The sequence below is a fragment of the Pseudomonas sp. Ga0074129 genome, assembly GCA_001465025.1.
GTDB lineage: Bacteria > Pseudomonadota > Gammaproteobacteria > Pseudomonadales > Pseudomonadaceae > Aquipseudomonas.
The window spans coordinates 1-11,683 of sequence record LNDO01000007.1; the positions used below are offsets into that span (position 1 = coordinate 1).

An 11,683-nucleotide genomic window follows, 5' to 3' on the forward strand; every position below is an offset into this window, starting at 1 on the left:
GCACATTCTGTGTCGATTGGCGAGGGGGCGATCGCGCTGCACAGTGAAACAGGTATTCCGCTGCGCTCCCTTGGCACGGGCTCGTCACGCTTGCTAGTGGCAGGGCTTCAAAGGGCTGCGGCCAGCGCCGCGCCAATTGCCCTGGTTGATGAGGTGGAATACGGGCTTGAACCTCATCGGCTCATGCGATTCCTTGACTCGCTGGGTGCAAAGGACGCTGCCGCTCCGTTGCAAGTGTTCATGACGACGCACTCGCCGGTCGCGCTGCGCGAGCTGTCCGGCAGCCAGTTATTCGTTGTTCGGTCAGCACCTCAGCGCCACAGTGTTATGCCAGCTGGGGAAGCCAACGAGGTACAAAGTACCCTTCGGAAGGACCCCGAAGCATTCCTCGCCAAATCCATCATCGTTTGCGAGGGGGCCAGCGAGGTTGGCTTCGCGCGTGGCCTTGACCAATGGTGGGTCAGTCTTGGCGCTACCTCATTCCTGGCCCATGGCGGCGCGTATGTGGACGCCGGCGGGGGAAGCCCCGATAACAGTCTTATCCGGGGAACAGCACTTCTGAACTTGGGTTACCGCGTGATGGTTTTTGTAGATGCCGACAAGCCTTCGACCGCGGGGCTCGCTGAAGCATTCTTGGCCGCCGGCGGGCAAATTCTTACATGGCGACCAGGCCTCACGTTGGAGGACGAGATCTTCCGCCATCTCAGTGAGCAAGCACTCGATGCACTTCTGGCGAAAGCCGAAACAATAGTGGGTGCAGAGCTGATGAACGCACACATTCAGACGAAGTCCCAAGGCCGCGTGACGCTGAACGATATCCGAGCCGAGCGACTCGTGGATGGGTACTCACCTGAGAGACGAGAGCTGCTGGGAACCGCATCCCGTATCCGCAACAGCGGCTGGTTCAAGTCGCTGACAACCTATCAGGAGGTTGCAAGGGACATCGTCGGTCCGTCTTTACAGAACGCCGAACCGGGCTTCATGGCAGTCACGAATCAGCTCTGGACGTTTACAAGTGCCCCCTGAGATTGATCTTTTCGCTATCGAGCGTGGCTCCATAACGGCCCCCGCAGGTTGTGGAAAAACGCAATTGATTGCCGAGACGCTCATCGCGCATACGCAGAGCAAACCCATCCTCGTCTTGACACATACGAACGCCGGCGTTGCGGCCTTACGGGCGCGCCTGAGACGAGCCGGTGTTCCTAACTCCGCATATCGAGTCTCCACCATTGACGGATTCTCGATGCGCCTGATCGCTAAGTTCCCAGCGCGAAGCGGCCATAACCCGCAGATCCTACAGCTGCATCAACCCAATACTGACTACCCGGCAATTCGGGAGGCCGCCATGCAGTTGTTGCAGGCCGGTCACCTCGCTCAGCCCCTTCGCGCCACCTATGCACGGTTGCTTGTCGACGAGTACCAAGACTGCAACGTCGTCCAGCACGCCATCGTGTCTGGTTTGGCCCAGGTGCTTCCGACCTGCGTGCTCGGTGACCCGATGCAAGCCATATTCAGCTTCCGTGGCAATCGACTGGTGCATTGGGCGAATGAGGTGCAACCCCTGTTTCCCGCAGCGGGAGAGTTGAGGATACCGTGGCGCTGGCGGCTGGCTGGAGCTGAGAACCTCGGGCAGTGGCTGCTCGCCATAAGGCAACAACTTCAAGCTGGTCAGCCGGTGGATCTGCGCACGGCTCCGGCAGAAGTGCGCTGGGTGCAGCTCAACGCCGGGACAGAAGTCCAGCAGCGGCTGGTGGCCGCTAGAACCGAGCCACCCAACGCTCGGGGCAGCGTCCTCATCATCGGGGACTCCATCAACGTGCAAGGTCGCCATCAGCTCACGAGCCAGACACCCGGTGCCATGGCCGTAGAAGCCGTCGACCTGAGAGATCTCGTCAACTTCGCCAGGAACTTTGACTTGCAGGGTGCCAATGCTCTGGCACAACTTGTGGAGTTTGCTTCCAGCGTAATGACGGGGGTAGGTGCAGCAAACCTGCGAACGCGCGTGGAGTCGCTGCGTGCAGGAAGGGCCCGAACGCCTCCGACCGCGGCCGAGGCTGCGGCGATCGATTTCGTAGCAGCGCCAACATTGGGGCAAGCGCTCCGTGTGATCGATACGCTCGCTGAGCAGCACGGGGCACGTGTATACCGACCGGAGGTTCTGTACTGCTGCCGGTCTGCAATGCAAGCGGTGGTGGGAGGTGCTGCCGACTTTCTGAGTGCAGCCATTCAAGCGCGAGAGCGCAATAGACACCTTGCCCGACCGATCGCAAGACGCTCTGTAGGCAGCACATTACTTCTCAAGGGGCTGGAGGCGGATGTCTCGGTTGTCCTGCATCCTGAGCTTATGACCCCCCAGAATCTATACGTCGCACTGACGAGGGGCGCAAGGCATGTCGTGGTGTGTTCACCAACCCCCATCCTTACGCCCGTGGTAAACGGCTGATCCTTTTGTAGCGCTTACGGGCTTGACCTTGCCATCGTGTCAAGGTCGATGCTGTCCGTGCGGTAACTTGAGCCGCGGACGAAATGAGGTGAAAGACATGTTTAGTCTGAGTGTTGCGGGGATGGGCTGTGGCAGTTGCGTGAGCAAAATCACGAAGGCCATTCAAGCTCTGGATCAGGATGCACGAGTAGAAGTGGATCGAGCGGCCGGCAAGGTCACCGTTGAGAGCACAGAAAGTGCCGAATCGATCCGCGAGCTGATCCAGGAGCTTGGTTATGCGGCCCAGGTCAGCGCTTGAGCGCTGGCCTGCCGACCGACTAAATCTCCAGTTCTGAGAGCTCTTTTAGCCCTGGGATACTGGTGACCTCGTTGGTCATACCTTCTGAACCATCTCGGCCGCGAAGCCAGTTTGAGTGATCGCCTGGCTCGCGCATTTCCAGCGTGTCATAGGAGTACCGCTTGCGCTTGAACAGGCTTTTCAATGCAGCGAACTCGTGGCTTTTTTCGTCTTCTATGCCGACGACTTCTCCTGCAAGCCGCTCCCAGTGACCAACGCCGTCGGCCAGCATTGCCTGATAGGTCTCCGGGTCAAGCAAGGCTTGCTGTTTGAAATGCATGATGCGGTGAGTCATAGAAGCGCTCGGAGTGGCCAAAGAGAGAGCGCTAGCCTAAAGGTTCCGGGTCATTCGTGTAATAGCTGGCCGCGCTTTAGCAAACCGTCGTTGACCCACAACTTCAACCAGGTCGCGGCTTGCAAGGGAGGTTGCTCGCCATGCGTGGCGCTCAACGACTCGCAGAGTTCAGCGAACGATCCGCCCTCGATGAGAAACTGCAATGCCGAAGCCTCCGCTGGCTCCAGGCTCCGGTACTGGCAGACGAGTTCATGACGCCAAACAAGACAGGCTAGGTTCGTTGGCAGGCGGGTAATATCAGGCAGCAAGCTGCCGGACTTGGCGGCTTTCCACAACTCCAGCGTGTTGTACTGCAGCTGCAACCACCGGGCAGATGCAGTCAGGGAAACCCTGAGTGAAATCCAGTCTTCAGCCGAAAAATCACTCATGGTCTCCAGCGAAAGCGCTTCGACATCCTGAGCGTCGAAGGCCAGTGTAAAGGCCCATTCCAGTTCCGCGAGTTCGCGCATCGGCGATAGTTGGGGTTCTTCGACGTAGCTGCTAATGAACTCGGGCAGCTTCTCGCCCAGCCAGCGAATGCTGAAATGTCGTGGTGGCCAGGCGGCCAAGTAGGCCAGTGCGAGCTGCTCGAATGATTCGTTGCCGATCCAGTGAAGCAGGGCAGGGAAGTCTTCTCGCAAGACCGCAAGCAGGCGCGAACGGTAAGCGTTGTGGTAGATCTGCAGGCCTTCGAGAGCACTCAGCGCTGTGCTACCTCGGATCTGCTCCAAAAGCTCGTTGGAGGGCAGGGCACTGTCACCTGTCAGGTAAGTTTCAAATGCAGTCTGTAGGGCGATCAGGCTCAAGGGGTGGCCCCCGATATCACAGATTTGGCGATAGCACGGGCATGTGCTAATTCGGACAACAGCTCTTCCAGCGGCGGAAACTGGTCATCCCGCTCGATCAAGGTCGATGTCGGGCCCAAGTAGCTCAAAGTCTTGCTGTAGAGAGACCAAACCGGATCAGCGATGGGCTGGTCATGGGTGTCGATGAGGTACTGCCCGTAATCGCTGTGCCCGGCCAGGTGAATTTGCCGAATCCGCTCGTGCGGCAATTCCATGATGAACTGCCAAGGGTCGAAACCCTGGTTGCGCGAACTGACGTAGACGTTGTTCACGTCGAGAAGCAGCTCGCACCCGGTCAGGTAACTGAGCTCCGAGAGGAACTGAGACTCGCTCATGCTGGATGTTGTCCACTGCACGTAGGAGGAAACGTTCTCCAGCACGATGGGACGTTCCAAAACATCCTGCACCAAGCGCACCCGGGCCGCGACATGCAGCAGGCTCTCCTGGGTAAACGGCAGCGGTAGCAGATCGTGAAGTTGATGGGCGTTGCCTCGACTCCAGCACAGGTGATCAGACACCCACTGAGGCTGCACCCGATCCGCCAGCTGCTTGAGCTGTCGTAGGTAGTCTATGTCCAAGGCATGTGAGCCGCCAATCGAAAGAGATACTCCGTGCATCACCAGGGGGTAGTGCTCGCCGATCGCATCAAGGAAGTAGAGAGCCTTGCCGCCCTCCACCAGGTAATTCTCGGAAATGATCTCGAACCAGTCGACCGCAGGCCGTTCCTCCAGGATCTGCCGGTAATACTCGTTACGAAGGCCAAGACCGAAACCCAGAGTTTTGCGCTTACTCATTCGAGACTCCAGCAGGGGAGTGGCATGCACTCCCCTGAACCGCCTTATTCGCTGGTTTTGCCACCGGCTTCGTCACATTTGGTCTGGGTCATCAACTTGAACCCTTGGCCTTTGCATTCGCCTTGGCCTTTGCAGTCGTTTTTCGCGGTCATGCAGTCGTTCTGCCCTTTGCAACCATTGATCCCGAAGCACTTCACTTCTGCTGCTTTGGTTTCCTGAGCAGCCTGGACGGGCAGGGTGGAGAACAGGCTGGCGGCCACCAGAGCCAAGGCGGCACCGGTAGCTACGTTGGATTTGTTCGACATAGTGGCTATCTCTCTTGATTGTTTGATGGTCGCGATCCGTCGGTGCGAATGAACGAGTTAGCTCAGGCATTGCTACCGATCAGGCCCATGGAATCCGCAAGGCTGCGCGGGCAGGAAGACAGTACCGAGCCTTCAGGAGGGCCTACAAGAAAGAAATAGCAAACTGACAGAACTGTAATGTTCGGATCAGGTTGCTGACAGGGCGTCGTGGTTAACGTAGCAGCGAGCTTAACGCTCGTCCCCACTAGTTACAGGGGCTTCTAAACTTCTGAGGATTAACGAAATGAAATCGATCAAAACCCTGTTTGTAGTTGCTGCCCTGAGTGTTTCCAGCCTGGCGATGGCCGAAGGCGGTGCTGATCGCACGTTTGCACGCATGGAACAAGCCCGCCAGGTCTCGCTGGAAGCCTATCAGTTGGCCCAGCAGCAGAAAGTTGAGGTTCCTGTAGCCAGCAGTCCAACCGAGCAAGCAGAGCACACCAACTGCTGAAGTCATCTACCTTACAGAAATGTAATCACCCGGATGGTTGGGATATGGCAGTTTCATACTGCTCATCGTCGGTAAGGCTTGTGTAATGCACCGACGTGGAAAGTTGAGGGGTAAATCCCCGACATTGAAGCAGCCATGAACCCGAGACCGGGCACACCATCACCGGCTCATTTGACGGATTGGACAAAACGGCATGCAAAGCAAAACCACAAGGCGCACCTTCGTCAAAGGCCTGGCAGCCACCGGTATTATCGGCGGACTTGGCCTGTGGCGCACGCCGGTCTGGGCGGTGAACAGCCCCGGCCAGCCCAACGTACTGACTGGTAACGAATTCGACCTATTCATCGGTGAAACCCCGGTGAACATCACCGGCGCAGCGCGCACGGCCATGACCATCAACGGCTCGCTCCCTGGGCCGATTCTTCGTTGGCGCGAAGGCGATACCGTCACATTGCGCGTGCGCAACCGCCTCAAGGAGGACACCTCCATCCATTGGCACGGCATCATCCTGCCGGCGAACATGGATGGTGTTCCTGGCCTGAGCTTCCATGGCATCGCCCCTGACGGCATGTATGAGTACAAGTTCAAGGTCAACCAGAACGGTACCTACTGGTATCACAGTCACTCGGGGCTGCAGGAGCAGGTCGGCGTATACGGCGCGCTGGTCATCGATGCCAAGGAGCCCGAGCCCTTCAGTTACGACCGTGATTACGTCGTGTTGCTGAGCGACTGGACGGATGAAAATCCAACGCGGGTACTGGCCAAGCTCAAGAAACAGTCGGACTACTACAACCAGCACAAACGCACCGTTGGTGACTTCATCGATGACGTAAGCGAGATGGGTTGGTCCGCCGCCGTAGCCGATCGCAAGATGTGGGCCGAGATGAAGATGAGCCCGACGGATCTCGCTGACGTCAGTGGCTACACCTACACCTACCTGATGAATGGCCAGGCACCCAATGGCAACTGGACCGGCATATTCAAACCAGGCGAAAAGATCCGCCTGCGCTTCATCAACGCCTCGGCGATGACCTATTTCGATGTGCGCATCCCGGGCCTGAAGATGACTGTGGTTGCGGCCGATGGTCTGCACGTCAAACCGGTCAGCGTCGACGAGTTCCGTATCGCCGTGGCCGAGACCTACGACGTGATCATCGAACCAGACAGCGAACAGGCCTATACCGTGTTTGCCCAATCCATGGACCGCACTGGCTATGCGCGCGGCACCCTTGCTGTACAGGAGGGGTTGAGTGCACCAGTACCCAGCCCCGACCCGCGTCCGCTGATTGCCATGGGCGACATGGGTATGGATCACGGCAGCATGGGCGGTATGGATCACGGGAACATGGCCGGAATGGACCACGGCAGTATGGCGGGCATGGATCATGGGAGCATGCAGGGTGGCATGGCCGGCATGGATCACAGCCAGATGGCTGGAATGGATCATTCGGGCATGGCTGGCATGGCTGGCAACATGCAGGCACACCCGGCCTCAGAGACCAACAATCCTTTGGTCGACATGCAGACCATGACGCCGACGCACAAGCTGGACGACCCAGGTATCGGCCTGCGTGATAACGGCCGGCGCGTCCTGACTTACTCTGACCTGCGCAGCACCTTCCCTGATCCGGACGGGCGTGAGCCAAGTCGCACCATCGAGCTGCACCTCACCGGGCATATGGAGAAATTCTCCTGGTCCTTCGATGGAATCAAGTTCTCTGACGCCGAGCCTCTGCGCCTCAAGTACGGCGAGCGTGTTCGCATCACGCTGGTCAACGACACCATGATGACTCACCCGATCCATCTTCATGGCATGTGGAGTGATCTGGAGGATGCGAACGGCAATTTCCTGGTGCGTAAACACACCATCGACATGCCGCCAGGTTCCAAGCGCAGCTATCGGGTGACCGCCGATGCGTTGGGACGTTGGGCCTATCACTGCCACCTGTTGCTCCACATGGAAATGGGCATGTTCCGTGAAGTCCGTGTGGATGAGTAAAGGAGATTTCTGATGAGTACTTTTATGAAGCGTAATGCCCTGTTTGGCAGCGCAGCGATGTTCAGTCTTTTGGCTGTTCTGCACGCGCCGACGTCATTGGCAGGTGAGGGGCACAGCGAGCACGAACAACATGCTGCCGAGTCGGCTGCGCCCGACGCCAGTGACAAGCCTGCAGATCAATCGAAAGACAAGGCCGCTGGCCAGCAGATGGATCATGGCGCCATGGATCACGGAGACATGAAGCATGACGGCATGAATCACGAAAACATGATGGATAAGCATGGCGGCACCGAAGCCGAAGCAGGTTCGAACCATGACCACTAGGTTTTCACGTCCATCTCTCTTGGCGCTGGCTGTGTCGCTGAGTGCGTTCAGCGGCGGCGTTACTTTGGCTGCGGAAGAAATGGATCATTCGGCAATGGGGCACGGCACCATGTCGATGGACCATAGCCAGATGAGCCACAGCGCTACCAAAGCGCCGATGGAGGGCATGGATCACAGCAAGATGGACCATGGTGCCATGCAGGGTGCTTCGGGCAGCATGGATCATAGCCAGATGGGCCACGGCCAGAGCCAAGAGAAGGCCCAGGCTATGGATCACAGCAAGATGGGGCATGGCGCCATGCAAGGACAGATGGAGGGCATGGATCATTCAAAGATGAACCATGGCTCCGCTGAAGCCCCGAGAACCACCAGCCGTACGCCGATTCCCGTTCTGACGGATGCTGATCGCCAAGCGGCTTTCCCGCCATTACCTGGCCACAAGGTTCACGACAGCGCCATCAACAGTTTTTTCCTGCTCGATCAGCTCGAATACCAGGACGCAGATGAGGGCAGCACCCTGGCCTGGGATGCGTCGGGCTGGGTAGGCGGTGATATCAACCGGGTCTGGTTCCGCTCCGAAGGCGAGCGTACCAACGGCGTGACCGAGGATGCTGAATTACAGCTGCTGTACGGCCGCTCGATCGGCCCTTGGTGGGATGTCGTCGCGGGCGTTCGCCAGGACTTCAAACCGGAGTCGCCGCAGACTTGGGCCGCCTTCGGTATCCAGGGCATGGCGCTTTACGCCTTTGAGGCCGAAGCCACGGCCTTCGTCGGCGAGAATGGCCAAACTGCTGCCCGACTGGAGGGCGAGTACGACATTCTGCTGACCAACCGGCTGATTCTCCAGCCAACTGCCGAAATGAACTTCTACGGCAAGAACGATCCTGAGCGAGGTGTGGGGTCTGGGTTGGCAAATACCGAGCTCGGCTTGCGTCTGCGTTACGAGATTGTCAGGCAGTTTGCCCCCTATATCGGGGTTTCCTGGAGCCGCTCCTATGGCAACACGGCAGACATGGTGCGCGACGAGGGCGGTGATGTAGACGAGGCGCGTTTTGTCGCCGGTATCCGGATGTGGTTTTGAGAACCTGACATGAAAAGAACAATTAAAACTTTGGTGGCGGCCGGCGTGGTCGGTAGCACAGCTGTCCTGGCCGGCGCCTACTTTGGCGTGGTCAACGTGGGGGCCGACGATCCCCATTTTCCTGCAGTGCATGCGTTTCTCACGATGGCCCGTGACCGCTCTATCGAAGTCCGTTCGCGGGACATCGAGGTTCCCAACCTGGATGATCAAGCTCTTATTCGCGCCGGTGCGGGCAACTACAACTCCATGTGTATCGGCTGTCATTTGGCGCCAGGTGTGGCGGAGACCGAGCTAAGCCAATCGCTTTATCCTGCGCCCCCCAACCTCGCCAAGATCGGTGTCGATGGCAATCCGTCAGCAGCGTTCTGGGTGATCAAGCATGGCATCAAGGCAACGGGTATGCCTGCGTGGGGCAAGAGCATGGGAGACGAGTACATCTGGGGCATGGTTGCCTTCCTCAACCAACTGCCGGCGATGGATGCCAAGCAATACCAAACACTCGTCGCATCCAGTGGCGGCCATCAGCACGGTGGTGGGGAAACGCAGATGCATAACCATGAAGGACAGCACGGCGACAACAAGCCTGGCCATCATGACAATAGTGGCGGTGGCGATGACCATCATGGATCAGGTGATGCTGGAGAGCCTGGTCATCACGATGCCGCGGCTACGGATAGCGAGGGTGGCTCCGCACCTAAGGCAGGTCACCATTCGGATATGAGTGGCGATGACCACCATGCTGGGGATGAGGCGTCGTCCAACGGAGGTGATCATCACGCCGAGCAGGCTCCGAACGCCTCGCCCAAGCCCCACACCCACGCCGATGGCAAAGAGCACGTACATGAAAGCTAAATATCTGGCCTTACTGGCCGCTCTCTCCGTCACGTCTGCGGTTCAAGCAGCTGATGCCCTGCCGATTGATGTCCATCGTGATGCTAATTGCGGATGTTGCAAGAAGTGGATCTCACACCTCGAAGCGAATGGCTTCAAAGTCGTCGACCATGTCGAAAGCAACATGACGGCAGTGAAGCAAAGTCTGGGCGTTGCGCCGCGGTTAGCGTCTTGCCACACCGCGGTGATTGACGGCAAGTTCGTCGAAGGTCATGTGCCGGCGGCTCAGGTCATCGAACTCACCAAGCGCGATGATCTGCTGGGCATCGCTGTTCCCGGGATGCCGGCGGGCTCCCCCGGCATGGAAGTCGATGGCGTACAGCATGCCTACCAGGTCATTGGCTTGACCAAGACGGGTTCTGATCAGGTCGTTGCAGAATATCCCGCCCAGTAGTACTGCCTGCCAGCACGGCCGCTTGTGTGTAGTGGCCGACTCATTTTCATACGTCCTTTAACCTAAGTAAAAAAGGCGCCCTAGGGCGCCAAGGGCTGTCTCCAAACCAAAGGAGCACTACGAGGGGACAGCAGGACCAAGGAGCGAGCGGGCAATCAACCCGCTCGCTTGCCAGGGTTAGAGAACTTCCAGCGGGTACTCGACAATCAGGCGGAACTCATCCAAATCCGACTCGAAGTCGGTGGCGCGAGTCGTGGCTTGTCGAATGCGAAAGGACATGTCCTTCAACGACCCAGACTGCACAACGTACTTGGCCTCGATGTCCCGCTCCCAGCGCTTCTGGTTGGTCAACGGATCGCCGTTGTCATCACGGCGCATATAGACTTCGTTGGCGTTGCTGTAGTCGGCATCCCAGCCCTGGGCATATCGAGTCATGAAGCTCAATCCAGGCACACCGAAAGGCTCCATATCCAGGTCATAGCGCACTTGCCATGACTTCTCCTTCGGCGAGTTGAAGTCGCTGTACTGGATGGAATTGTCGAGGTAGATGGAGTCCGATTGGCGCAAGTAGTCGAAGTCATCATCGCCATTGTTGCGCTGGAGACCCACCAGCACTGTATGAGCGCCGAATTGGATGCCGACCTTGCCGCTCCAGATGTTGTTATCGAAGCTCCCGAGGAGCTGCCTCCCTTCATCGACCGCCTTGTAGTAGTTCAGCCCGCCGATCAAGGCGACATCGTCCGCAAGCGGGTAGCTCAGCGTGGTGCCCGCGTAATATTGATTCCAGGCATCCTTGAGGCGGCTGGTGTAGAGACTAAAGCCGACGTTGTCATTAAGCGTGTAATCACCACCGAAATAGGCGATCCATGGCGAGTCCACTTCGCCCGCGTAGAAGGTAGCGAAGCCGTCGCGCATGCTGCTGGTATTGGGTTGGCTCATCGAGTGGAGGCGACCGCCTTGAAGCGACAGTCCTTCCACGCTGCTGTTGAGCACGGTGATACCTCGGAAACTCTCCGGTAAAAGCCGCGCATCACCGTATTGGACGACAGGGCTGACAGGAAAGACGTCGCCTACCTTGATCTCGGTATCCATGAACCGAGTTTTCACCGCGCCCCCCAATTTGGAGTAGTTGTCCTCAGCCTGCCCGAGGCTGTTGTAAGGCAGCACATCGACTGTGCCGCCGGCTCCTGAACGGCCGTCGCCAGTGTCAAGTTTAAGTCCTAGCATGGCAAAGGCATCGACACCGAAGCCTATGGTGCCCTCGGTGAAGCCAGACTCGAATCGGCCTATCACGCCATGCGCCCACTCTTCCGAATAGCCATTACCCGAGCTGCTGGACTGGCCTTTGCGTGTTGCTGCTGACCGAAAACTGACCCAGTAGAGGCTGTTCTGCCGACTGAAAACTGACCCAGGTGTTCAACTGCTTCTGCTCAATTTTTGAGCAGG

At 58.1% G+C, this 11,683-nt stretch carries 13 protein-coding genes and 1 pseudogene; 9 read left to right on the forward strand and 5 right to left on the reverse strand.

Annotated elements, in window-relative coordinates:
• The 3 genes from AUK77_RS00385 to AUK77_RS00395 form a co-directional block, all read left to right on the forward strand.
• A partial coding sequence (locus AUK77_RS00385) for an AAA family ATPase (protein ID WP_296125150.1) occupies positions 1 to 1,026 on the forward strand: 1,026 nt, incomplete at its 5' end.
• On the forward strand, positions 1,016 to 2,443 hold the full coding sequence (locus AUK77_RS00390; protein WP_296125152.1) for a UvrD-helicase domain-containing protein: 1,428 nt from the start codon (positions 1,016 to 1,018) through the stop codon (positions 2,441 to 2,443). The genes AUK77_RS00385 and AUK77_RS00390, both read left to right, overlap by 11 nt.
• Positions 2,444 to 2,540: 97 nt before the next feature.
• Positions 2,541 to 2,741 (forward strand): heavy-metal-associated domain-containing protein, encoded by a 201-nt coding sequence (locus AUK77_RS00395; RefSeq protein WP_280066449.1) that lies wholly within the window; start codon positions 2,541 to 2,543, stop codon positions 2,739 to 2,741.
• A gap of 19 nt (positions 2,742 to 2,760) precedes the next feature.
• On the opposite strand, the gene AUK77_RS00400 is transcribed toward AUK77_RS00395, so the two are convergent.
• From AUK77_RS00400 to AUK77_RS00415, 4 genes are read right to left on the reverse strand one after another with little or no spacing between them, the layout of a single operon-like run.
• Entirely contained in the window at positions 2,761 to 3,075 is a 315-nt protein-coding gene (locus AUK77_RS00400) for a hypothetical protein (protein ID WP_017675723.1), read from the reverse strand.
• 50 nt (positions 3,076 to 3,125) lie between these two features.
• On the reverse strand, positions 3,126 to 3,920 hold the full coding sequence (locus AUK77_RS00405; protein WP_296125154.1) for a DNA-binding domain-containing protein: 795 nt from the start codon (positions 3,918 to 3,920) through the stop codon (positions 3,126 to 3,128).
• Positions 3,917 to 4,753 (reverse strand): DUF692 domain-containing protein, encoded by an 837-nt coding sequence (locus AUK77_RS00410; RefSeq protein ID WP_004374664.1) that lies wholly within the window; start codon positions 4,751 to 4,753, stop codon positions 3,917 to 3,919. The genes AUK77_RS00405 and AUK77_RS00410 overlap by 4 nt, the downstream gene beginning before the upstream one ends.
• 44 nt (positions 4,754 to 4,797) lie before the next feature.
• A complete protein-coding gene (locus tag AUK77_RS00415; protein ID WP_003460126.1) occupies positions 4,798 to 5,058 on the reverse strand; it encodes a membrane protein in 261 nt (86 codons plus the stop codon).
• 283 nt (positions 5,059 to 5,341) lie between these two features.
• On the opposite strand from AUK77_RS00415, the gene AUK77_RS00420 reads away from it, so the two are divergent.
• From AUK77_RS00420 to AUK77_RS00445, 6 genes are all read left to right on the forward strand, one after another.
• The gene (locus AUK77_RS00420; RefSeq protein ID WP_296125156.1) at positions 5,342 to 5,548 is read left to right on the forward strand and encodes a co-regulatory protein PtrA N-terminal domain-containing protein; all 207 of its coding nucleotides are present in this window, start codon (positions 5,342 to 5,344) and stop codon (positions 5,546 to 5,548) included.
• Between the two features lie 193 nt (positions 5,549 to 5,741).
• Entirely contained in the window at positions 5,742 to 7,547 is a 1,806-nt protein-coding gene (locus AUK77_RS00425) for a copper resistance system multicopper oxidase (RefSeq protein ID WP_296125158.1), read from the forward strand.
• A gap of 12 nt (positions 7,548 to 7,559) precedes the next feature.
• The gene (locus tag AUK77_RS00430; RefSeq protein WP_004374653.1) at positions 7,560 to 7,871 is read left to right on the forward strand and encodes a hypothetical protein; all 312 of its coding nucleotides are present in this window, start codon (positions 7,560 to 7,562) and stop codon (positions 7,869 to 7,871) included.
• The gene (locus tag AUK77_RS00435; RefSeq protein WP_296125159.1) at positions 7,861 to 8,952 is read left to right on the forward strand and encodes a copper resistance protein B; all 1,092 of its coding nucleotides are present in this window, start codon (positions 7,861 to 7,863) and stop codon (positions 8,950 to 8,952) included. The genes AUK77_RS00430 and AUK77_RS00435 overlap by 11 nt, the downstream gene beginning before the upstream one ends.
• 9 nt (positions 8,953 to 8,961) lie before the next feature.
• Entirely contained in the window at positions 8,962 to 9,804 is an 843-nt protein-coding gene (locus AUK77_RS00440) for a cytochrome c (RefSeq protein WP_004374646.1), read from the forward strand.
• The gene (locus AUK77_RS00445) at positions 9,794 to 10,237 is read left to right on the forward strand and encodes a DUF411 domain-containing protein (RefSeq protein WP_279533316.1); all 444 of its coding nucleotides are present in this window, start codon (positions 9,794 to 9,796) and stop codon (positions 10,235 to 10,237) included. Before AUK77_RS00440 ends, AUK77_RS00445 begins: the two co-directional genes overlap by 11 nt.
• Before the next feature lie 177 nt (positions 10,238 to 10,414).
• On the opposite strand, the pseudogene AUK77_RS00450 reads toward AUK77_RS00445, so the two are convergent.
• A pseudogene (locus AUK77_RS00450) lies at positions 10,415 to 11,581 on the reverse strand (OprD family porin); the annotation flags it as partial.
• Between the last annotated feature and the right edge of the window lie 102 nt (positions 11,582 to 11,683).